23 protein-coding genes are annotated in these 20,226 nt (G+C 70.7%); 10 read left to right on the top strand and 13 right to left on the bottom strand.

Annotated features, from left to right (window positions below):
* Positions 1-12: 12 nt before the first annotated feature.
* Positions 13-519 carry an acetyl-CoA carboxylase biotin carboxyl carrier protein gene (accB, locus tag AB0K82_RS23100; RefSeq protein WP_364400046.1) on the bottom strand — a complete coding sequence of 169 codons (507 nt, stop codon included), beginning with the start codon at positions 517-519 and terminating at the stop codon, positions 13-15.
* 46 nt (positions 520-565) lie between these two features.
* Positions 566-2,443: an acetyl-CoA carboxylase carboxyltransferase subunit alpha gene (locus tag AB0K82_RS23095; protein ID WP_364400043.1), complete on the bottom strand. Its 1,878-nt coding sequence runs from the start codon at positions 2,441-2,443 to the stop codon at positions 566-568.
* Between the two features lie 217 nt (positions 2,444-2,660).
* On the opposite strand from AB0K82_RS23095, the gene AB0K82_RS23090 reads away from it, so the two are divergent.
* Entirely contained in the window at positions 2,661-2,870 is a 210-nt protein-coding gene (locus tag AB0K82_RS23090; protein WP_364400040.1) for a DUF6059 family protein, read from the top strand.
* A gap of 115 nt (positions 2,871-2,985) precedes the next feature.
* Here the strand turns inward: AB0K82_RS23090 and pyk are convergent, their stop codons facing one another.
* Together pyk and AB0K82_RS23080 are read right to left on the bottom strand one after the other, a co-directional pair.
* On the bottom strand, positions 2,986-4,422 hold the full coding sequence (gene pyk, locus AB0K82_RS23085; RefSeq protein WP_364400037.1) for a pyruvate kinase: 1,437 nt from the start codon (positions 4,420-4,422) through the stop codon (positions 2,986-2,988).
* 316 nt (positions 4,423-4,738) lie between these two features.
* Entirely contained in the window at positions 4,739-5,293 is a 555-nt protein-coding gene (locus AB0K82_RS23080; RefSeq protein WP_364400034.1) for a type 1 glutamine amidotransferase domain-containing protein, read from the bottom strand.
* Between the two features lie 369 nt (positions 5,294-5,662).
* Between AB0K82_RS23080 and AB0K82_RS23075 the strand changes: the two genes are divergently transcribed.
* Together AB0K82_RS23075 and AB0K82_RS23070 are read left to right on the top strand one after the other, a co-directional pair.
* The gene (locus AB0K82_RS23075) at positions 5,663-7,093 is read left to right on the top strand and encodes an alkaline phosphatase family protein (protein ID WP_364400031.1); all 1,431 of its coding nucleotides are present in this window, start codon (positions 5,663-5,665) and stop codon (positions 7,091-7,093) included.
* 28 nt (positions 7,094-7,121) lie between these two features.
* Positions 7,122-8,687: a YncE family protein gene (locus AB0K82_RS23070; RefSeq protein WP_364400028.1), complete on the top strand. Its 1,566-nt coding sequence runs from the start codon at positions 7,122-7,124 to the stop codon at positions 8,685-8,687.
* A 74-nt stretch (positions 8,688-8,761) separates the two neighbouring features.
* On the opposite strand, the gene AB0K82_RS23065 is transcribed toward AB0K82_RS23070, so the two are convergent.
* Together AB0K82_RS23065 and AB0K82_RS23060 are read right to left on the bottom strand one after the other, a co-directional pair.
* Positions 8,762-9,229, bottom strand: coding sequence for a VOC family protein (locus AB0K82_RS23065; protein ID WP_364400025.1), 468 nt, complete (start codon positions 9,227-9,229; stop codon positions 8,762-8,764).
* A gap of 75 nt (positions 9,230-9,304) precedes the next feature.
* The gene (locus AB0K82_RS23060; protein ID WP_364400022.1) at positions 9,305-9,805 is read right to left on the bottom strand and encodes a helix-turn-helix transcriptional regulator; all 501 of its coding nucleotides are present in this window, start codon (positions 9,803-9,805) and stop codon (positions 9,305-9,307) included.
* Between the two features lie 95 nt (positions 9,806-9,900).
* Between AB0K82_RS23060 and AB0K82_RS23055 the strand changes: the two genes are divergently transcribed.
* The gene (locus tag AB0K82_RS23055) at positions 9,901-10,188 is read left to right on the top strand and encodes a YiaA/YiaB family inner membrane protein (protein ID WP_364400019.1); all 288 of its coding nucleotides are present in this window, start codon (positions 9,901-9,903) and stop codon (positions 10,186-10,188) included.
* Positions 10,189-10,212: 24 nt separating this feature from the next.
* Here AB0K82_RS23055 and AB0K82_RS23050 read toward each other — a convergent pair whose 3' ends face one another.
* Both AB0K82_RS23050 and AB0K82_RS23045 read right to left on the bottom strand, forming a co-directional pair.
* Positions 10,213-12,318: a prolyl oligopeptidase family serine peptidase gene (locus AB0K82_RS23050; protein WP_364400016.1), complete on the bottom strand. Its 2,106-nt coding sequence runs from the start codon at positions 12,316-12,318 to the stop codon at positions 10,213-10,215.
* Positions 12,319-12,934: 616 nt separating this feature from the next.
* Positions 12,935-13,114, bottom strand: a complete 180-nt coding sequence (locus AB0K82_RS23045; protein ID WP_364400013.1) for a hypothetical protein — start codon at positions 13,112-13,114, stop codon at positions 12,935-12,937.
* Here AB0K82_RS23045 and AB0K82_RS23040 point away from each other — a divergent pair.
* From AB0K82_RS23040 to AB0K82_RS23020, 5 genes are all read left to right on the top strand, one after another.
* On the top strand, positions 13,113-13,487 hold the full coding sequence (locus AB0K82_RS23040) for a hypothetical protein (RefSeq protein ID WP_364400010.1): 375 nt from the start codon (positions 13,113-13,115) through the stop codon (positions 13,485-13,487). The two genes, AB0K82_RS23045 and AB0K82_RS23040, sit on opposite strands and share 2 nt — an antisense overlap.
* 52 nt (positions 13,488-13,539) lie before the next feature.
* Positions 13,540-13,908, top strand: a complete 369-nt coding sequence (locus AB0K82_RS23035) for a DUF427 domain-containing protein (RefSeq protein WP_364400007.1) — start codon at positions 13,540-13,542, stop codon at positions 13,906-13,908.
* 113 nt (positions 13,909-14,021) lie between these two features.
* A complete protein-coding gene (locus AB0K82_RS23030) occupies positions 14,022-14,852 on the top strand; it encodes an alpha/beta hydrolase (RefSeq protein WP_364400004.1) in 831 nt (276 codons plus the stop codon).
* A 130-nt stretch (positions 14,853-14,982) separates the two neighbouring features.
* Positions 14,983-15,567, top strand: a complete 585-nt coding sequence (locus AB0K82_RS23025) for a PadR family transcriptional regulator (protein WP_364400001.1) — start codon at positions 14,983-14,985, stop codon at positions 15,565-15,567.
* Positions 15,554-16,192, top strand: coding sequence for a GyrI-like domain-containing protein (locus AB0K82_RS23020; RefSeq protein ID WP_364399998.1), 639 nt, complete (start codon positions 15,554-15,556; stop codon positions 16,190-16,192). Before AB0K82_RS23025 ends, AB0K82_RS23020 begins: the two co-directional genes overlap by 14 nt.
* An 11-nt stretch (positions 16,193-16,203) precedes the next feature.
* On the opposite strand, the gene AB0K82_RS23015 is transcribed toward AB0K82_RS23020, so the two are convergent.
* From AB0K82_RS23015 to AB0K82_RS23000, 4 genes are all read right to left on the bottom strand, one after another.
* The gene (locus AB0K82_RS23015) at positions 16,204-16,779 is read right to left on the bottom strand and encodes a YceI family protein (RefSeq protein WP_364399995.1); all 576 of its coding nucleotides are present in this window, start codon (positions 16,777-16,779) and stop codon (positions 16,204-16,206) included.
* Between the two features lie 396 nt (positions 16,780-17,175).
* On the bottom strand, positions 17,176-17,802 hold the full coding sequence (locus AB0K82_RS23010) for a hypothetical protein (protein WP_364399992.1): 627 nt from the start codon (positions 17,800-17,802) through the stop codon (positions 17,176-17,178).
* A 27-nt stretch (positions 17,803-17,829) separates the two neighbouring features.
* Positions 17,830-17,931, bottom strand: a complete 102-nt coding sequence (locus AB0K82_RS23005; RefSeq protein WP_364399989.1) for a DUF397 domain-containing protein — start codon at positions 17,929-17,931, stop codon at positions 17,830-17,832.
* Positions 17,931-18,767, bottom strand: a complete 837-nt coding sequence (locus AB0K82_RS23000; RefSeq protein ID WP_364399986.1) for a helix-turn-helix transcriptional regulator — start codon at positions 18,765-18,767, stop codon at positions 17,931-17,933. Before AB0K82_RS23000 ends, AB0K82_RS23005 begins: the two co-directional genes overlap by 1 nt.
* 118 nt (positions 18,768-18,885) lie before the next feature.
* Between AB0K82_RS23000 and AB0K82_RS22995 the strand changes: the two genes are divergently transcribed.
* Positions 18,886-19,170 (top strand): hypothetical protein, encoded by a 285-nt coding sequence (locus tag AB0K82_RS22995; protein ID WP_364399983.1) that lies wholly within the window; start codon positions 18,886-18,888, stop codon positions 19,168-19,170.
* Between the two features lie 69 nt (positions 19,171-19,239).
* Here the strand turns inward: AB0K82_RS22995 and AB0K82_RS22990 are convergent, their stop codons facing one another.
* Complete coding sequence (locus tag AB0K82_RS22990; RefSeq protein WP_364399980.1) at positions 19,240-19,953, bottom strand: sugar transferase; 714 nt, start codon at positions 19,951-19,953, stop codon at positions 19,240-19,242.
* Positions 19,954-20,226 lie beyond the last annotated feature (273 nt).

Below are 20,226 nucleotides of genomic sequence, written 5' to 3'. Positions count from 1 at the left end.
GGTGTCCGTTCGTCACGCGGGCGCGATCAGAAGGAGCGCCTCTCCGTACTCCACCGGTGAGCCGTCCGAGACGAGCACCTCGACGACGCGACCCGCCCGGTCGGCCGCGACCGGGTTCATCAGCTTCATCGCCTCCACGATCGCCACCTGCCGTCCGGGCTCCACCACGTCTCCGACCTCGACGAAGGGCCGGGCGTCCGGCGACGGGGCACGGTAGAAGGTCCCCACCAGCGGGGCCTCGATCGCGACCAGGGCCTCGGTGTCCGGTGATTCGGACGACGGCCCGGTCGTCGGCTCGGCGGACGACCCGGCGTACGCGGCCTCGGCCACGGGCAGGACGGTCGCCTGGGCGCCGCCGGAGACCGCGGCCGGTTCCGACCACTCGATCTCGACGACGGAGTCCCCGGCTCGTACCCGTACACGCCGGAGCGGGCCCGGCGCCGCGCGGATGAGGTCCTTGGTCTGCCGGCACAGTTCGTCGATGCGGCTCTCGCTCACGGTGAAGAGGTCATCGGTCATAACGTTCTCCTTGGGTTCGCCGACCTCGTCGTCGCTCGGGGCACGCCTACCGCCCCTCTCCGCCGCGCGGATCCGACGCCGGCGAGTCGACTCCGGTCCTACCGTCGTCCAGGCCGTACCGGCGGAACCGCAGCCGGCGAAGACGCACCAGATCCGCAGGGTCGGTGGCGCGGACCTCGCGCAGTGCCGCGAGGAGCGCGGCGCGCAGCAGCCCGCCGGCCGCCGCCGGATCCCGGTGTGCGCCGCCCTCGGGCTCCGGGACGACCGCGTCGACGATCCGGTGGCGGAGCAGTTCCCGTGCGTCGATCCGCAACGCGGCCGCCGCCTCCGGCGCCGCCGCCTGGTCCTTCCAGAGGATGGCGGCGCATCCTTCCGGGCTGATCACCGAGTAGATCGCCCCTGCGCAGGCGAGCACGCGATCGCCGACCGCGAGTGCCAGGGCGCCGCCGCTGCCTCCCTCTCCGGTGACGACGGACACGATCGGTACCGGCAGTCCGGACATCAGACGGATGTTCTCGGCGATCGCCCATGCCTGTCCGCGCTCCTCGGCCTCGGTGCCGGGGTGGGCACCGGGCGTGTCGACCAGGGTGATGACCGGCAGTCCGAGCTTGGCCGCGAGCCGCATCAGGCGGGCCGCCTTGCGGTATCCCTCCGGCATGGCCATGCCGAAGTTGCGAGCGATGCGCTCGGCGGTTCCGTGGCCCTTCTCGTGGCCGATCAGCACGACGGGCTCGTCGCCGAGCCGGCCGACTCCCCCAACGATCGCAGGGCAGTCGCCGACCAGCCGGTCGCCGCGCAGCTCCTGGAAGTCGGCCAGCAGGTGGTAGACGTAGTCGAGCGTGGTGGGCCGCTCTTGGTGCCGGGCAAGGCCCACCGCCTGCCAGGGGTCACCGACCGCCACTCGGTCCGGGTCCCGGATCAGCCCGGCCTGCCCGTCGTCGCCCGCGTCCCCGGGCATCTCCTCGTCGGCGTGGGGGCGCCGGTGGTCGTCGGCCCCCCTGAGCGCACCGTCGTAGGCGCCCCGGGTCACACCGCCATCGGCCGCGCGGGGCCGGTGGTCGTCCGCCTCGCCCGGCGCACCCCGGCCGGCCTCGCCCGGCGCCGCCGGTTCCGGCCCGGCGGTGCGCTGTACGCCGAGCAGGGACGCGATGACCGGCCGCAGCTGCGATCGGGGGACGACCCGGTCGATCATTCCCCGCTCCCGCATGAACTCCGCGGTCTGGAAGCCCTCCGGCAGTTCCTCCCGGATGGTCTGTTGGATCACCCGTGGGCCGGCGAACCCGATGCGCGCGTCCGGCTCGGCGATGATGACGTCGCTCAGCGTCGCGTACGAGGCCGCGACGCCGCCGTAGGTCGGGTCGCTGATCAGCGAGATGGTGAGTATCCCGGCCTCGTCGAGTTCGACGAGCGCCTGGCTCGTTTTGGCCATCTGCATCAGCGCGTAGGCGCCCTCCTGCATGCGCGCGCCGCCCGACGCGGTGACGATCAGCAGGGGCGCCCGCCGCCGTGACGCCGTTGCGGCGGCGAGGGCGATCGCCTCCCCCACCGCGACTCCGAGGCTGCCGCCGAGGAAACGGAAGTCCATGACGGCGGCGACGAGAGGGTGCCCCATCAGCGTCCCCATGACGCAGGTGACGGCCTCGGTCAGGCCGGTACGCTCGCGCGCGTCGCGGAGCCGGTCCGGGTAGGGAACGGAATCGGTGAAGCCGAGCGGGTCCTCGACGACGGCCGCCGGCTCGATCGGGACGGCGGTGTCGGGGTCCAGCAGTTGGGCGATCCGCTCCGGGGCCGTGAGCCTTGCGTGAGCGCCACATCCATGGCACACCCGCAGGTCCCGCTCGTATCGCCTACCGTAGATCAAGTCCTGGCACCGGGGGCAGCGGACCCACTGCGCCGGGCCGGAGGCCACTGATAGTGCGGTCACCAGGGCAGCGTCGCGCGGCCGCCTCAACGGCTGCTGGAAGACCGCTGGGACGGCGAACGCAGGACCGTGGGGCGGCGCGGCGATGAGCGCTCGACTCGATCTCCAGCGCGCCGGTCCACACTGCCGGGCACGAACACCCCAGGTGATTGGCAGGAGTTCTGTGTGCCCGCGACGACGTGACCGCTCTTCCCGGAGGCTGAGGCCGCTGCGGAAGGCGATGCGGTACCTGTGGGAGGGGCTCGGCAAGATGGGCGCCGGCGCGTTCCCGATGCCGCCGGCTTACGTGTTCGACGAGGGCGAAGGCGCGCGGCCGGTTCCCGAGGAGCCGACGCTTCCCGCGGGGCACCCGGAACGGGCGACGCCGCACGTGCCGCCCAGCCCCGCGGAACGCCGGATCTGGGCCGACCTGAACGATCTCGGACACTGAGGCGGCACCGTTCGTCCGGCGTGGAGGCGCGGGTCCGGCCCGCGGCGTCGCCCCGGTGGGCACGGGCCACCACCTGCCGTGGCGGTGGCCCGCGCTCTACGATGCTCGACCCGCGTCAGGGCGACGGGTGAGTGGCGATGGCGTCGCCGAGGCGGTGGACGCGCAGCGCGTTGGTCGAGCCGGGGATGCCGGGGGGCGAGCCGGCGACGATGACGACGCGGTCGCCCTTCTGGAGGCGGCCGATCTCGAGGAGCGCGGCCTCGACCTGGCGGACCATCTCGTCGGTGTGGAACACCTCGGGGACGATGAAGGTCTCGACGCCCCAGACGAGGGCCAGCTGGCTGCGGGTCTCGGGGCGGGCGGTGAAGGCCAGGAGGGGGATCGGCGAGCGGTAGCGGGACAGGCGGCGCGCGGTCTCACCGGTCATGGTGAAGGCGACGAGGGCCTTGGCTCCGACGGTGGCGCCGACCTCGGCGGCGGCGCGGGCGATGGCCCCGCCGACCGTCTCGGGGACGCGGTCGAGGGAGTGGGTGGCGCGGAGGGTGTGCTCCTCGGCGGCGCAGACGATGCGGCCCATGGTCTGGACGGACTCGATGGGGTAGTCGCCGACGCTGGTCTCGCCGGAGAGCATGACGGCGTCGGCGCCTTCGAAGACGGCGTTGGCGACGTCGGAGGTCTCGGCGCGGGTGGGGCGGGGCGCGCTGATCATGGATTCGAGCATCTGCGTCGCGACGATGACCGGGCGGGCCTTCTCGCGGGTGAGCTCGATGGCGCGTTTCTGGACGATGGGGACCTGCTCGAGCGGGAGCTCCACGCCGAGGTCGCCGCGGGCGACCATGATGCCGTCGAAGGCTTCGACGATGTCCTCGAGGCGCTCGACGGCCTGCGGCTTCTCGATCTTGGCGAGGAGGGGGACGGTGCGTCCCTCCTCTTCCATGATGCGGCGGGCGGTCGTGGCGTCGTCGGGGCTGCGGACGAAGGACAGGGCGACCATGTCGACGCCGAGTTGGAGGGCGAAGCGCAGGTCGTCCTCGTCCTTCTCGGTGAGGGCGGGGACGCTGACGGCGACGCCGGGGAGGTTGAGGCCCTTGTGGTCGGAGACCATGCCGCCGACGAGGACGCGGGTGCGGACACGGGGGCCGTCGACGGCGGTGACGTTGAGGACGACGCGGCCGTCGTCGATGAGGACGGTGTCACCGGCGTTGACGTCGCCGGGGAGGCCGCCGTACGTCGTGGAGACCATGCTGCGGTCGCCGGGGACGTCCTCGGTGGTGATGGTGAACTCGTCGCCCAGGGTCAGGCGGACCGGGCCGTCGGCGAACCGGCCGAGCCTGATCTTGGGTCCCTGGAGGTCGGCGAGGATGCCGACGCCGTGCCCGGTGGCGTTGGAGGCTTCGCGGAGATATCGATAGACCTCCGCGTGCTGCTGCTGGGTGCCATGGCTCATGTTGAGCCGGGCAACGTCGATCCCGGCCTCCACGAGAGCGTTGATGCGCTCCTGGCTGGAACAGGCGGGACCTATCGTGCTGACGATCTTTGCTCGGCGACTCACGCTACAACCCTAGGTAGTTACTGGGCGGTACGCGTATTCATGCAGGTCGGCGTCGCCCAGTGTTCACGTATTGGTCTAGACCGAAGGGGTCGACACGGGCCCCTTGGTCCAAATGTGAGGGTATGCCGCGTCGCGACGAACAGGCAGCCGGATCCGAAAGTCGGGCTTGCCCGGTTTCGCGGCGTGAACAGCCGCGCGCCCGTCCATCCGGCCGCTCAGGACCGACCGCGGGAGCCGCCACCCGCCCCGCGATCGGCCGGGCGGATGCCGGGGCGGGCGGCCGGCACGCCATGTGCCGACCGGCCGGGCCGGCGGCTCAGGCCGCGAACGTCTCGACGAGCTCCTGGCAGAAGGCCTTGAGGTCGTCGGGCTTGCGGCTGGTGATGAGGGTGTTGGAGCCGGCGGTGCAGCGCGTGACCTCCTGGTCGACCCAGGTGCCGCCCGCGTTGCGGATGTCGGTCCGCAGGCTGGGCCAGGACGTCAGGGTGCGGCCGCGTACGACGCCGGCCTCGACGAGGGTCCAGGGCGCGTGGCAGATCGCCGCCACCGGCTTGGCGCTGTCGAAGAATCCCTTGGCGAAGGCGACGGCCTTCGGCTCGGTGCGCAGAAAGTCGGGGTTGGCGACGCCGCCGGGGAGGACGAGCGCGTCGAAGTCGTCGGCCGAGACCTCGTCGACGGTGGCGTCCACGGGGAAGGTGTCGGCCTTCTCGAGGTGGTCGCGGGCCTGGACCCGGCCGCTGCCGGTGGAGACGAGCCGTGGCGTGCCACCGGCCTGCTCGACGGCCTTCCAGGGCTCGGTCAGCTCGACCTGCTCGATCCCGTCGGGGGCGACGAGGAAGGCGATCGTCTTGCCGTGAAGGTTGGTGCTCATGGGTCGGTACCTTCCAGAATGATGCTTGAGGCCGTTCGCCAAGAGCCCTGCCCGGCATGGGAGCCGATATTCACGTTCCGGTGTGACGTTCGGAACAGAGCGCTCATCCGGGCGGTGGACCGGCGCCGCCGGCGCCGTGCCCGGTCCGTGGCCGCCTCCCCCGCTGAGCACGGTCGATCATCGATCGGCCCGACAATAGCCCTTTCTCGCCACAAATTGTAGAAACAGCCAGTCAGGTTAATTGTCCGAATCAACGTTTCCGTCATCCGATCATCGGACGTCGTTCATACGTTCGCGTTGCACCAGGCCCTTGAATGAGCCATTTTCTATGGGGTGTTTTCGTGGTCTCGATTCGACGGGAGCGTACATATGCCGGAACTCACCCGCCGCCGCCTGTTCAGTTCGGCGGGAGCGCTGGCCGCGGCGGCGTTCGCCGCGGAGTTCCTGCCTCCGAACCTGCGGCGGGCGATGGCGGACGCGCCGCCACCGGGAAAGGGCCGGCTCGGCGACATCAAGCACGTCGTCGTCCTGATGCAGGAGAATCGCTCGTTCGATCATTATTTCGGGACTCTTCCCGGGGTGCGGGGTTTCTCCGACCCGGCGGCGATCACGCTGAGCACCGGCCGGTCGGTCTTCCACCAGCCGGATCCGGAGAATCCGGCGGGCTATCTGCTGCCGTTCCACCTGGACACGCGCACGACGAACGCGCAGGCCATCCCGTCGACCAACCATGCCTGGAAGGTCCAGCACCAGGCGTGGAACGACGGCAGGATGGACAACTGGCTGCCGGCGCACCGGGCGGCCGACGGGGCGAACGCGCCGTACGTGATGGGCCACTACACCCGAGCGGACATTCCGTTCCAATTCGCCCTGGCCGAGTCTTTCACGATCTGCGACAGCTATTTCTGCTCGGTGCTGGGGCCGACCTGGCCGAACCGGCTCTATCTGATGAGCGGCACCATCGATCCGGGCGGCGAGCAGGGCGGGCCCGTCACCGGCAACCGGATTCCTGTTCCGTGCCGGTGGAAGACCTATCCGGAGGCGTTGACCGACGCCGGGGTCGACTGGCGGGTCTACCAGGAGGTCGACAATTACGGCTGTAACGTACTCGAACGGTTCGAGTCGTTCCAGAACGCCCCGGTCGACTCGGCGCTGTTCCGTAACGGGCTCCGTACGTACGCCGCGGACCAGTTCGAATTCGACGCGGCCCACGACCGGTTGCCGACCGTGTCCTGGATCATCCCGACGAGCTACCAGTCCGAACATCCGGACTACACCCCGGCCGCCGGCGCCGACTATGTGGCGAGCAAGATCGACGCGATCGCGTCCAACCCCGCCGTGTGGGCCAAGACGCTGTTCATCCTCAACTACGACGAGAACGACGGGCTGTTCGACCACGTCCCGCCCCCGGTCCCTCCGGCGGGTACTCCAGATGAGTTCGTCGAGGGCCTGCCGATCGGCGGCGGCTTCCGCGTGCCGTGCATCCTCGTCTCCCCATGGACGCAGGGCGGCTGGGTGGCCCGCGAACCGTTCGACCACACCTCGACGCTCCGGCTGCTGGAGCGGTTGACGGGGGTTCCGGCGCCGAATGTGAGCGCCTGGCGGCGGCGGGCGTTCGGGGACCTGACGTCCGCGCTGGGGGTGGCGGTGCGCGGCCGGCCGCCGCGGTTGCCTCCGACGAAGCGGGAGCTGGCGCAGGCGGCGGACGCCGTCGATCGGTTGCCGACCCCGGAGTTCCCCGGTGCGGCGCAGTCCCTGCCGCACCAGGAGAAGGGCCCTCGGCCTCGGCCCCGGGGCTGAGCCGCGGCGGACCGGAAGGGATCCACACGTGCGAAAGCGCATCTCACGGCGGCGTCTCCTCCTGACGGCGGGCGGCGTCGCGGGCCTGGTCATCCTCGCCGTCCCCGCGGGCTCGGCGGCGCAGGGGCCCCGGCCGCGGCCCAGCCCGAGCAACAGCGCGCCCGGCGAATCGAGGTGGGAGGCGCCGGGCGAGCAGCCGCAGGCGCGGCGGGCGGCCGGCCCGTACGTCGCCTATGTGGCGCTGGCCGGCGGGTACACCGTGGCCGCCATCGACGTCGCGACCCACCGGATCGTGGCGAACAGCATCCCCACCGACGCCGCGCAGGGCGTCGCGGTGACCCCGGACGGCGCGAAGCTGTACGTCGCCGACACCGGCCAGTTCGACGTGCTGGTCGTCGACCCGGCGACCGGCGCCGGACGCCGGCTGCGCGTCGGCCCGTTCCCCCGGAGCGTCGCGATCTCACCGGACGGGACGAAGGTGTACGCCGCGGTCACCGGCGGGGACACCGGGAAGGGCGGTTCGGACACGGTCGCGGTGATCAACGCCCGGTCCGACACGGTCGCGCGGTCCGTACGGGTCGGGACGGCGCCCCGCCAGGTGGTGTTCGCGGCGGACGGGGCGCGGGCGTACGTCACGTACGACTCCGGGGTGGCGGTGCTGGACGCCCGGAAGGACCGGGTGGTCCGCGTAATCCGCGACCCGGCCGGTCCGCAGGGCGTCGCGGTGGACCCGGCCGGCCGGACGCTGTACGTGACGGAGCCCCGGGCGAATACGGTCGCGGTGCTCGACGCGGCGAGCGGCCGGGTGCGCGGCCGGATCGCCGTCGGGGACCAGCCGTGGGGCGTGGCGGTCACGCCGAACGGCGCCAAGGCCTATGTCAGCCGGATGAACGCCGATGCCGTGGCGGTGATCGACACGGCGACGCGGCGGATCCGGCGGACGGTCACGGCCGGCCGGAATCCGGGGACGGTGGCGATCACGCCCGACGGCACGGAGGCGTGGGTCGGCAACGTGACGTCCGGCAACGTCTCGGTGATCAGCACGGCCTCGGACTCCGTCATCGCGTCGATCTCCGGCAGCCCGGGAGGAAGGCCGCTGCACGCGGCTCCGCTCGGCATCGCCTTCGCCAGGAACGCCGGTGAACCGCCCCCGGCGGCCCGTAGCCCCGGACAGGTCAGGCCCAGGGCGGACCGCCAGGGCCCGCCGGCCGGGCCCGTGGGCGGCCGACGGCGGATCGCCGACGGCCACGGGGACGCACGGCCTTTCGCGCAGGGCGACGGCGGGTGGGTCGTGCCACCGGAGGTGTTCGCCCCCGCGCGAGCTGAAGACGCCGAGGACGCACTGCCCGCGGACGCGGTCGGCTACGGCGCGGACGCCGTCCCCTGGGTGTCCCCGGTCGGCGGGGTGACGGCGGAACCCGCCTCGAAGGACGCGCTGCGGGGTGACGGCGAGGAGGAGTCCGGGATCCGGATCGAGGACATCGCGCCCGACCTGACGCCGCTGATCGGTACGGCACCGGACCTGGTCGTCGCGGCGCTTCTTCCCCGGTCCGAGGCCCTGGAGACCTACGACCGCCGCATGCCGTACCCGTAGGGGATCAGGTCACGCCTTCGGCCACGGCGCCATCTCACACCGCGGCGCGCGGGGCTGGAGGATCCTGATGGGCTCTATGACTGCTTGTCCTCGTCGCCGCCGAAGCCCCAGTCGGCGCTCTCGTCGAGTTCCGCGAAGCGCTGGGTCAGGCTGTACCAGTTGCCGGAGTCGTCGCGGAAGATCGCTTCGATGCCGTACGGGCGCCGCTGCGGCTCCTGCAGGAACTCGACGCCCCGGGCGGAGAACGCGCGGAAGTCGCCCTCGCAGTCGTCCGTGGTGAAGGCGCCGGCGCCCAGGACTCCCTTGGCGATGAGCGCCTTGAGCTGCTCCGCGGACTCCGGGTCGAGTGCGGGCGGGCCCGGGACCATGAGGGTCAGGTCGAGTTCCGGGCGGCCCTTCGCGCCGACGGTGACCCATCGGGGCCCGTCCTCGCCCATCCGCATGTCGTTGCGCAGTTCCAGGCCGAGCTTCTCGGTGTAGAACCGCTTGGCCGAGTCCTGGTCGAGCACCCAGACGGTGGCCAGGCCGAGATTGGTGATCACGTGAGCTCCTCGATTCGGGGGTTTGCGCTGTTCAGGATAGGGATCAGCGTCGTGCGGCGGCTTCTCCGATATTGCTCACTCGGGCCGAAAGCCGCCGGCCCAGAACAGCGCGAAGCAGCCCGGGATCGGGGCCGGTCCCGACCGGTGCTCGCGGGCGCGGAACTCCGTCGGCGTCATTCCGACCTGCCGCTTGAAGCGGGTGCAGAAGGTCCCGAGGCTCGTGAAGCCGACGACGAAGCAGATCTCGGTCACCGTCAGGTTGGCCGAGCGGAGGAGTTCCTGGGCGCGCTCGATCCGGCGGCGGGTGAGGTACCGGCCCGGCGTCTCCCCGTACACGGCGCGGAACCGCCGGACGAAGTGATAGCGCGAGTAGCCGGCCCGCGCCGCGACCACGTTCAGGTCCAGCGGCTGGGACCAGGATCGGTCCATGAGGTCCTTGGCCGCCCGCATCCGCCGCAACGCGGCGATGTCCACGGACCGGGGCGCGCCGTCCGGCTCCGCCGCCGCACCCTCGTCGGCCCGCGCCGGGCACGTCGGTGCCGGCGGCGCGTTTCCGCTGGTCGAGGCGGTGTCCATGGCGGTGATCCTGCCACAGCCCCCCGACACGGCGACGCGGCGGATTGAGTACTACTGCTCATGTGGCCGAGCTCGGGGCGGCCGACCATGGGCGTATGAACACCACGGTCAAGTCGAGCACCACGGCCGCGTTCCTGGTCCAGGCGGCCATCTCGTTCGGGATCTCGTTGACGGCCTGCGCGATCGGCATCGCCTACCTGCCGGTCGGCGGATGGATCAGGGCGTTCCTGGGGCTCGCGTTCCTGTACGCGGTGACCTCGACGTTCACGCTCGCCAAGTGCGTGCGGGACCGGCAGGAGACGGCCACGATCACCGGTCGCGTGGACCAGGCCCGGCTGGACAAGCTGCTGGCCGAGCACGATCCGTTCAGGGCCCAGCCCTGACCGGCCCGGCCGGGCGGGGCGTCGTCAGTCCGGTTCGGCGGTGTCCTCGTACGGCCGGGTGGTCGGTCTCTTCGGTGACAGGCCGGTGTACTCCCCGGCGAACGCCAGCAGGTCTACGGTGAGGGCGCGTTCCCTGCTCGCGGGAGAGGCCGCGTGGGCGGTGCCGGGTTCCCGGCGCATCAGGATCGGCCGGTCCCCGCTGGTGGCGTGCTGAAGGGCCGCGCACATCTTGGTGACGTGCGCCTCTCCGGTCTGCAGGTCGGTCACCGCCCCCGCGAGGAGGAACGCGGGATAGGGGGTGCCGGGCGTGACGTTGTGGTACGGCGAGTATCCGAGCAGCCAGCGCAGTTGGTCGGGCCGGGAGGCGGTGCCGAACTCCTCGGTCCAGGTGCGTCCCAGGCCGAAGCGCTCGTAGCGCACCATGTCGCACAGCGGCCCGGCCGCGATGACGGCGGCGTACAGGTCCGGTCGCCGCACGGCGGCGGCGGTGACCAGCAGTCCCCCGCCGGACTGGCCGTAGCTCACCAACCGGCCGGGCGTGGTCCGGCCGGTGCGGATGAGCCAGGCCGCGGCGTCGTTGAAGTCGCTGATCGCGCGGCGCTTGTACGGTCCGCGGCCGGCCTCGTGCCAGTGCCGGCCTCCTTCGCCGCCGCCGCGTACGCAGGCGACCGCGTAGATGCCGCCGGCGGCGACCCAGGCGGCCGCCAGGGGGAAGAACCACGGGCGCATCGGCATGCCGAAGCTGCCGTAGCCGTACAGGAGGGTGGGCCGGGGACCGTCGTCCTCGCCGGCCGGGGTGAACAGGAACAGTGTGACCTCGGTGCCGTCGCGGGCCGGGTAGCGGACGCTGCGGCTGAGGATCTCCGGGGCGGGTCCGGCCGTCGTGGCGCCGGTCTCCCGTTCCAGCGTCCCGTTCAGGGCGTCGTAGCGGTGGACGGCCGGGGGTGTGGTCGGGTCGCAGTAGCCGAACCAGGCGTGGCGGCCGTGCGGGAGGTTCGTGCGCAGCGACGACACGACGCCCGCGCCGGGAAGGGGCAGGCGGGTCAACGGCCGGCCGCTCGCCAGGTCGTGCAGGGTCACGGTGGAGACGCCGTGGCGGGCGCGGGCGACCAGCAGGAGGGGACGCGGCAGTGCCGGGTCGTCCAGGACCAGGCATTCGTCGAGCGGGGCCTCGGGATCTTCGGGCACCAGCGTGCGCCAGGCGGCGGGGCGGGGATCGCGCCGGTCCGCCCGGCAGACCCGGCCGCACGGGGCCTGGTGGTCGGTGACCAGCAACAGGTCACCGTCCGCGAGGAACCTCGGCAGGACTCGGGCGGGGGTGGTGTGCCGGTCCACGATTATGGTGAAGCAGGGGGCCGCCGGATCGGTGAGTTCGGCCACGTACACGGCGTTGGGCGAGGCGGGCCCGGCCGACGCGGTGATCGCCAGGTGCCGGCCGTCGGCGCCGACCGCGAGCCCGTAATAGTCGTCCGGGGCGTCGTCGCCGCCGAACACGACCGTGTCGGCCTGCCAGGGCGTGCCGATCCGATGCAACCGCACCCGCCGCTGCAACCGTGTGTCGCCGTCGGCCAGTTCCTCGTCGGGGGCCCGGCCGACGTAGTAGAACGCGTCCCCGCCCGGCAGCCAGGCGAGCGAGGTGTTGCGCGTACGGGGCAGCGGCCCGTCCACGGTCTCGCCGGTCCGCGCGTCCAGCACCGTGATCTCGTTGCCGGGCTGTTCGCCGACCTCCAGCTGGACGGCCACGCGGTGGCCCTCGCGCGAGGGCCACCAGGCGTACAGCCCGGTGTGGCCGGACGGGTCGATCCGCGCCGGGTCGAGCAGCACCCGTCTGTTCCCCTCGGCGTCGACCACGAGCAGGCGCCGTTGCTCGTCCTCCGGCCGCTGCTCGGCGTAGAACCTGACCTGACCGCGCACCATCGGCGGGTCCGACACGCCGAAGGAGGACACCTCGTCCACCAGGGCCGCCCACGACCGCCGCTGGTTCCAGCGGACGCGGCACGCGCGGAAGAGGCGGTCCTGGGCGGCCGCCCAGGACCGCACGTCCGCGTGGCGGCCGTCCTCCAGCCAGCGGAAGGGATCGGCGACCGGGATCCCGAACAGGTCCTCCACGAGGTCGTCGCGCCGAGTCACAGGGTAGAACGATCGCGCCACGAACGGCTCCCTCCGCCGGATCACCCGCCTGACATGAGCGGAGGTACTGCGGTGGCCCCGCAGTACCTCGCCTCACTGAGTCAGGACTCGCCGCGAAGAATGTCCTGCTGCCAGCCGCGTACGCCGCCGAAACGGGGCGCCGGACCGGTGGAGCTGTATGGCATGTAACGACTCATGACAGCCTCCCGGATCCCTCCGATTTCGCCCGTAATGGGCGTTTATGCTGAACCCATCTCCGCACTCACGATCGATAAACGAGGGGCGGCGCGCCGGCGGGTCCCATCGGAGCCTCGATCGGTCTCGCACGGTAAAACGCTCCGCAAGAGCGGAGAACGTACCGGGACGCCCGCGTGAAGGTCGGCGTTGTGCGGCGCCATTCAACGACCTTCCGGATAGATCCGCCTTCACCGCCAGACCACCGATATGTAAAGGTTCGTCGTCGGCGTGGACCCGGCACGGACCCGGACCGCTCATCGAGGCGAAGCCGGCGGACGCTCCTGTGACGAGAACCGACCTCCGCTCGCGTGGAGCGGAGGCCGGTCACTTCGTCAGAGGCGGGCGGATGTCACCGCCCCCGGAACTTCGGGATGAGTCCTCACGAGGACGTGGGCTTCTCGCCGAAGACCCTGCGCTGGGCCTTCGCGAGGCCCTCGTCCGTGTAGCTCCTCCGGACGTCGCCCGACGTGGTCTCGCCCGGCTCGTCCAGGGATGCGAGGTTGTTGACGACGATGCCCAGAGCCAGCTCGTCGGACATTTCCCCGTCTCGTCGCGTCATGGTGGATCTCCTTTGTGTCTCGCGCCTGCTCGCGCTGATCATCACGACGCTGTGCGGATTGTGGATGGCCTCGCTGTACGCGAGCGCCAGAGGCACCGAGGCGGGGCGGCAGACGGCCCGCGAGCTGCAGAGCCGTACGGCGGCCGTCGTCTACAGCGCCCGTCCCCTGGCCCTGGCGGGGCCGGGTGTCCAGGTCGAGCGATTACCGAAGGGCTCCGTCTTCGGGTACCGCTACAGCGGCCTGCGGGTACTGACCGCCCGTGGCGACCGCTACTACCTGCTGCCCGTCGAGTGGACCGACAGGATCAGCGCCACGTACGTCCTGCACGAGGGCGACGACCTGCGCGTCGAACTCTACGCCGGCACCCGCTGAGCGAATCGGTGCGGCCTGGACCGCGGCCGGGGATGTCTGATGGGATCGTGTCATGAACACCAAAGGACATGACATCGACGTCAAATCCGCGTCGGACCAGGTCGTGGTGCGGATCAAGGACACCGTCGTGGCCACCTCCTCGCGGCCCGTGGTGCTGACCGAGACCGGCTGCCCCGCGCGGTACTACCTGCCGCCGGAGGACGTGAACATGGAGCTGCTCAGGCCGTCGTCGACGACGTCGCACTGCCCGTTCAAGGGGGACGCCGTCTACTGGTCGGTGCGGACGGACGACGGCACGACCGAGGACGTGGTGTGGTCCTACCCCGAGCCGTTCCCGAGGGTCGAGCGGATCGCGGGCCTGCTCGCCTTCTGGGCCGAGCGGCCGGGCGTCACCCTGGAGGTCAACGGGCAGCCCGCGTAGCCGCCGGCCGCCGTCGAAAAATCTTCAAGTTCGTCGCGGGCGGATGTCGATCCAGCGCCGGGCCGTTCGACGCGTCAGCGAAAGCGCGAAGACGGACCCCGAAGGAGCACGACATGACCGCCTCGACCGCCACCGCCCCCTCCGCCGCGACCTCGACCGTCCTGTCGGCGGACGGCACGCCGATCGCCTTCACCCGGACCGGCCGGGGACCCGCCGTGATCCTGGTCGACGGCGCCCTGTGCTCCCGGGAGTTCGGCCCCATGGGCAAGCTCGCCGAGGAGCTGAAGAGCCGGTTCACCGTCTACACCTACGACCGGCGCGGCCGCGGCCAGAGCGGTGATGCCTCCTCGTACGACCCGGCGCGCGAGGTCGAGGACCTGGCGGCCCTGATCGAGGAGGCGGGTGGTTCCGCGCTCGTGTGCGGTGTGTCCTCCGGGGCCGCCCTGGCACTGGAGGCCGCCCGCCGCGGCCTGCCGATCAGCCGGCTCGCCCTGTACGAGGCGCCCTTCATCGTCGACGACAGCAGGACGCCCGTGGAGGACGACTACGTGGCCGACCTGAAGCGGGCCATCGCCGCGGGCAGGCCGGGCGACGCGGTCCGGCGCTTCATGCGCGTCGTGGGGATGCCGGCCGTCATGGTGGCCCTGATGCGCTTCATGCCGGGCTGGTCGAAGCTGAAGAAGGTCGCTCACACGCTGCCGTACGACGCCTCGTTCGTGGACGAGTTCATGAAGGGCCGTCCGCTGCCCGCCGATCGCTGGGCGTCGGTCACCGTGCCGACGGCCGTGATCGACGGCGGCAAGAGCCCGGCCTGGATGCGCAACGCCAACGCCGCCCTCGCCGCCGCCATCCCCGGCTCGGCCCACCGGACCCTGCCGGGCCAGACCCACATGGTGAAGGCGGACGTCCTCGCGCCGGCGCTGACCCGGCACTTCACCGCCTGACCTCCGCCCCGGCGTGGCGGTGTCGGTCACGGTCCGCTCCGCTCGTCCCGGACCACGTCCGGGACGAGAAGGGATCACCTGGTCCAAGAATCCGTGGCAGGCGCGGTTATCCTAGTACTAGGATAAAAGTGTGGTCGCCGACCTGACGCCCGCCGAGTTGACCTTGCTCGGCCTGCTCGTGGAGAAGCCCAGACACGGCTACGAACTGAACGAGGTCATCAGCGCGCGCGGCATGCGCGAGTGGACCGAGATCGGCTTCAGCTCGATCTACTACCTGCTGACCCGGCTTCGCGACCGTGGCCTGATCACCGAGGTCGACACGGCACGAGCCGCCCGGGGAAAGGCCCGCCGGGTGTACGGACCGACGGCCGAGGGACGCCGTGCGTGCGCGCGGTCGGCGGAGGCGGCGCTGGCCGAACTCCAGCCGATGTTCCCGCCGGTCCTGGTCGGCCTGGCCAACCAACCGGTCATTCCGCCCGAGCGCCTCCGGGCCGCGCTCGACAGGCGTGCCGCGGCCCTGACGGAGAAGATCGCCGCCATCGAAGCGGCCCGCGACGCCCAACCCGACCTGCCCGGTTTCGTCCGTGCCACCTTCGACTACGCGCTGGGCCAACTGGCCGCCGAACAGCAGTGGCTGGCCGCCTACCGGGCGGCCGAACCCGGCAACCGATCCCCCGACACGCCCAGGAAGGCAGACGGCCATGACCCGCTATGACGTCAAACGAGACCTCAAGCAGTGCTACGCGCCGAGGAACACCGACTGGGCGCTGGTCGACGTGCCCACGCAACGGTTCATCGCCGTCGACGGTCACGGCGACCCCAACACCAGCGCCGACTACGCCCGCGCCGTCGAGGCGCTGTACGCCGTCGCCTACACGATCAAGTTCACCAGCAAGAACGCCCTCGGCCGGGACTTCGTCGTCGGGCCGCTCGAAGGGCTGTGGTGGTCCGACCGCCCGGAGGTGTTCATCACCCGCGCCAAGGACGCCTGGCACTGGCGCATGCTCATCAGCCAGCCCGACTGGATCACCGACGACCTCATCGACGAGGCCAGGCAGGCCGCGCTGACGAAGAAGGGTCTCCCGACGATCGCCCAGGTCCGCCGCGAGACCCTGACGGAGGGCACCAGCGCCCAGGTCCTGCACATCGGACCGTACGACGACGAAGGACCCGTACTCGCCAGGCTCCATCACGAGTACCTCGCCGCCAACGACCTGCGGATGACCGGGCACCACCACGAGATCTACCTCGGCGACCCCCGCCGAGCCGAGCCCGCCAAACTCAGGACCATCATCAGGCAGCCCGTTCGGACGGGCTCGATGATCGTCAGTGCGCCTTAGCGCCCGGCGACTCAGCCGTCGGCCAGAACGGCCTGAATCTCCAGGCCGATGTCGATCTCGTCACCGAGGACCACGCGGTCTCCCTGGAGCGGGACGTTGAACTGAATGCCGAAGTCCGAGCGCAGGATGCGCGTGGAAGCGGTGAACCCGGCGCGCATCCCGCCCCACGGGTCGACGCTGGTGCCGTGGAACTCGGTGAGCAGCCGTACGGGGTTGGTGATGCCGCGGATCGTCAGCTCGCCGTCCACGCCGTAGCGTGGGTGCCGCGCGCGACGGCCGGTACGGGCCGAGGCCACGCCCGTCGTCGTGAAGGTCATGGTGGGATGACGCTCCACGTCCATGATCTCCGAGGACCGCACGTGGGCGTCGCGTTCGGCGTTGCGCGTGTCGATGGACGCGATGGCGATCTCGGCGGTCGCGGTGGACAGGAACGGGTCGGCGGCGATCTCGATGGTGCCGCCGAACTCGGTGAAGCTTCCGCGCACCGTCGTCATGAGGTGCCGGATGCTGAAGGTGATCTCCGAGTGGGCCGGATCGATGGTCCAGGTCCCGGTGGTCAGGCCGGGTGGAGCGGCCGTTTCCGTCATGTCACTCCCCGATGGTTACGTTCCGCCCCCTGAGCACCAATCTAGTCGAATCGACCACACAAGGCACATTGAGTGCCATACCGCCCAGGACGCCGACCTGCGCAAACCGTCGGGGACGGCCACGACCACCACCCGGCCCACGGCGGATCCGAACGACTCCGCGACCGCGCGCCGCGCCCCGCGCGGAAGTCTCGGCGAACGGTCCCACCGATGCCCGGATCAGGGCGCATCGCCCCATTGGCGCCCGGCAGCCGCGCCGCATCACCGAGCCTTTTGTACGTCCCGCGCCGCCGGCTCGGCCGCACGGACCGGCGGAGGCAGCCTTTGACGTCCTTGCTGCCGGGACAATCTCGACGATCCGGACGTTCGACCGGCAACATCGACGGCAACATCCGCTCAGGAGGAGCCCGTGGCGCCAGGAAGGTAGTCGCGCCAGAACGGGACCGTCGCACGCGGCCGCCGCTCGACCGTCCCGTCACGGTGCGACGTCTCGGACTCGAACTCCTCGCCGATGTAGTCGACCAGGTCGGCCCCGTAGTAGATGATGTCCCGGCCGCGCATCGAGAGCACCGGATGTCCGAAGGAGCCGCGCCCGGCCGGCAGGAACCGGTGTGCATAGATCGGAACCATCTTCGGCACCCGCGCCAGCTTCGACCGAGCCAACCGCACGGCCTCCTCGGGGACGCCCGGTCGCTCGCCCCAGTCGTGCTGCCAGTGCCCGCGCCGAACATCGTCCAAGAAGCATTCGATCGGCCAGTCGAGGTGTTCCCGCAGTCGGTCAGGGTCGCCGTTGCGCCAGTCCGGCCAGGGCTTGTCCCACATCTGCCCCTCCTCCGGCGGGTGACTGACCGGCAGCCCCGCCGCGAGGAAGCCTCGGTGATCGTCCGCGAACTCGAACCCGTACTCGCCTTCGATGCGAGCGAACTCCGCGTCGCTCAGGCCGGGCTCGATCTCACACCAGCCCAGCCGCGCCAACCGGTGCGCGGCCTCCGCCCCCAGCCGAAGGCCCTGTTCGTCGATCACCAGCGCACCATAGCGACCGACGACTCGTTACTTCTTGCTGACCTCAGCACTCAACCGTGCAACCTCCACACAGTCACCGCCCTGGCCGCTGCTGCGACTGCTCTTACGCCATTGGACCGCGCCGCTCATCACTCTCCGATCAGCTCTGCCATCATCCGGACGGAGTCATCAGGCGGGAGCGCACAGGCGCGCAAAAGGTCGAAAGCGATGCGACATTTCGCGACCTCCTCCGGAAGCCCGGTGATATGCCCGTCGCCGAAGGCTTCAGCGTAAACCAGCATCGTCTCGTCGGGGAGACTGAACAAGGTCATCGGTCCGCTGGTTCCGGGATGCGCGCCGGCCGCGAACGGAAGCACCTGGAGAATGACGTGCGGAGACTGCGAGACGTGTACCAGCCGGGCGATTTGGTCCCGCATCACCTCGGCTCCCCCGAAGGGGCGGCGGAGCACGGCCTCGTCGAGGACGACCCACATGAACGGCGGATTCTTTCGCGTGTGGATCTCCTGGCGGCTCATGCGTGCGGCGACGTGCTTCTCGATCTCCTCATCGGTATCGCGGGGGCGTCCCGCGCGCAGTTGGACCCGGGCGTACTCCTCGGTCTGCAGGAGACCTGGCACGGCCTGAGGCTCGTACTTCAGCATCTCGGTGGCCTCGGACTCGACTTCGACGAAGGGGCGGAACCACTCCAGGTAGGAGTGCTTGATGATCCGCTTCCAGAGGCGAGCGAGGGCGCCGTTGGTGTTCAAGACCTGGTCGCAGGCCTTGATGAACTCGATGCGGGGGGCGCGCCTGCCCGTCTCGACCATCGCGACCATGGACGGGGAGATGTGGATCGCGCGGCCCAGCCGTTCCTGGGTGAGACCGGCCTGCTCACGGTAGAAACGCAGCTCGTCGCCCCAGTAGGCGAGCGCCGTGAGGCCGGAGACGGTGGCGGCGGCCGGCTTGCCGGATGTCTTCGATGTCACTGCGGGGCTCCTCACCTCGTACGACGCCGTCCGCCGTCGGGGGCACCGCCCTCACGGCGGCTTCACCATGGACGCGAATGACTACTCGGTGTAAGTATGCAACGACAGACTGTGCGACATGACGAAGATTTTCACATTCACCGGCCTTGAGCAGGAGGTGGCGGAGCTCGCCGCCGAAGAGGCGCCCCGGCGCTTCGCGCTCTGCTGGGTCGACGCCGAGCAGGACGACGGGGGAATCCTGTGCTGGGGCATCCAGCTCCGCCACGGCGACGCCCTGGTCTACCGCGACTCCGGAGGCTGGTTCGGACAGTTCGAGAACGCCGAAATGGCCCGGCGCCTTCTCTCCCGTACGCGAACGGTCACGCTGGTCTGGATCGACGCTCCGGAAGGAGGATCACACTGACGGCCCTCCGCCAACAATGCAAAGGGCGCGGCCGATGGCCGCGCCCTCTCGCTTGATGGCGGCGTTGGTTTACAGGCCTTCCTTCATGGCGTTGAGGGTCCTGTACGCCATCGCCAACATGAGGTCCCGATCCAACTCCGGGCTCGCGGTCTCCACCTGCTCGATGTTCGCATGGGCACGCGCGATCATGAACTCCGGCGTCCCGGGCACGTACAGCTCGCTCTTGAACGTGCTGGCGAGCCCGGGCAGGCCGAGCGTGTAGGCCGGCAGCCACCGGTTGAACAGACGCTGGCCGCAGACGCGCTCCATGGTGAGCAGGCGACCGTTTTCGCGAAGCGCCACCGGATCATGGAAGATCTCGCCCCAGATCAGCGGCCGCGCGTTGCACCAGGACATCTGACCCCGGCGGACGTTCACCCACTGCATCATCTCGTCGATGAGCCGCTTACGCAGGAACACGCCAGGCGGGACGGCCTGCGGGTCGCTGGGGCCCAGGCTCGCCGCCATGCCCCGCGCGCTGCTCATGGTGCGCAGCTTGCAGAGGGGGAATGGCTTGCCGTCCTTGCCGATCCGCTCTTGGGTGAAGAACGGATTCTTCCCGTCCCAGAAGAACATGGACGTCGCCCCGATGACGACCAGGCGAGTGAAGAGGGGCCGGGCCGCTTCGCAGATCTCCCGGTCCCACTTGCGCTTCTCCCAGCCGTTGACGTAGGCCGGCCCGCGCTTCTTCGTTGATGGCGGCGCGTCCAGGACGTCCACCAGCCGGTGGAACGATTCTTCCATCGACATTATGCGAGGAATGTTCATTTTCTTTGTTGGAGCACCGTTGACTGCGGTGCCCGCTCTCCCACCCGTGATCGTCCCGGTGTCGGGCCCGACGGCAAGTGGAGGCGCGGACGTCGGCGGGTGAAAAGCGCCACATGCGGACCCCGAGGGCCCAGCTCCTGAGCGCGTCGGCGGACTAGTACTACATAGCTAGATCTGGATGACCTGGAGGCGCAGTCGTCGCTTGACGTGGTGCCTGCGTGCTTCGGCTTGATGGGCGCGCCGGACGAT

Source organism: Actinoallomurus sp. NPDC052274, from assembly GCF_040679475.1.
Taxonomy (GTDB): Bacteria; Actinomycetota; Actinomycetes; order Streptosporangiales; family Streptosporangiaceae; genus Actinoallomurus; species Actinoallomurus liliacearum.
Note: the sequence above shows the minus strand (reverse complement) of the source record. Positions and strands in the feature narration are given on the sequence as shown.

What these genes read in the sequence shown, in the direction of transcription:
- AB0K82_RS23035 (WP_364400007.1), top strand. Translation starts at nt 13,540, where the DNA reads ATGAACACCAAAGGACATGACATCGACGTCAAATCCGCGTCGGACCAG.
- AB0K82_RS23080 (WP_364400034.1), bottom strand. Translation starts at nt 5,293, where the DNA reads ATGAGCACCAACCTTCACGGCAAGACGATCGCCTTCCTCGTCGCCCCC.
- AB0K82_RS23020 (WP_364399998.1), top strand. Translation starts at nt 15,554, where the DNA reads ATGACCCGCTATGACGTCAAACGAGACCTCAAGCAGTGCTACGCGCCG.
- AB0K82_RS23075 (WP_364400031.1), top strand. Translation starts at nt 5,663, where the DNA reads ATGCCGGAACTCACCCGCCGCCGCCTGTTCAGTTCGGCGGGAGCGCTG.
- AB0K82_RS23055 (WP_364400019.1), top strand. Translation starts at nt 9,901, where the DNA reads ATGAACACCACGGTCAAGTCGAGCACCACGGCCGCGTTCCTGGTCCAG.
- AB0K82_RS23005 (WP_364399989.1), bottom strand. Translation starts at nt 17,931, where the DNA reads ATGAGCGGCGCGGTCCAATGGCGTAAGAGCAGTCGCAGCAGCGGCCAG.
- AB0K82_RS23030 (WP_364400004.1), top strand. Translation starts at nt 14,022, where the DNA reads ATGACCGCCTCGACCGCCACCGCCCCCTCCGCCGCGACCTCGACCGTC.
- AB0K82_RS23090 (WP_364400040.1), top strand. Translation starts at nt 2,661, where the DNA reads ATGCGGTACCTGTGGGAGGGGCTCGGCAAGATGGGCGCCGGCGCGTTC.
- accB (WP_364400046.1), bottom strand. Translation starts at nt 519, where the DNA reads ATGACCGATGACCTCTTCACCGTGAGCGAGAGCCGCATCGACGAACTG.
- AB0K82_RS23045 (WP_364400013.1), bottom strand. Translation starts at nt 13,114, where the DNA reads ATGACGCGACGAGACGGGGAAATGTCCGACGAGCTGGCTCTGGGCATC.
- AB0K82_RS23060 (WP_364400022.1), bottom strand. Translation starts at nt 9,805, where the DNA reads ATGGACACCGCCTCGACCAGCGGAAACGCGCCGCCGGCACCGACGTGC.
- AB0K82_RS23015 (WP_364399995.1), bottom strand. Translation starts at nt 16,779, where the DNA reads ATGACGGAAACGGCCGCTCCACCCGGCCTGACCACCGGGACCTGGACC.
- AB0K82_RS23040 (WP_364400010.1), top strand. Translation starts at nt 13,113, where the DNA reads ATGGTGGATCTCCTTTGTGTCTCGCGCCTGCTCGCGCTGATCATCACG.
- AB0K82_RS22995 (WP_364399983.1), top strand. Translation starts at nt 18,886, where the DNA reads ATGACGAAGATTTTCACATTCACCGGCCTTGAGCAGGAGGTGGCGGAG.
- AB0K82_RS22990 (WP_364399980.1), bottom strand. Translation starts at nt 19,953, where the DNA reads ATGGAAGAATCGTTCCACCGGCTGGTGGACGTCCTGGACGCGCCGCCA.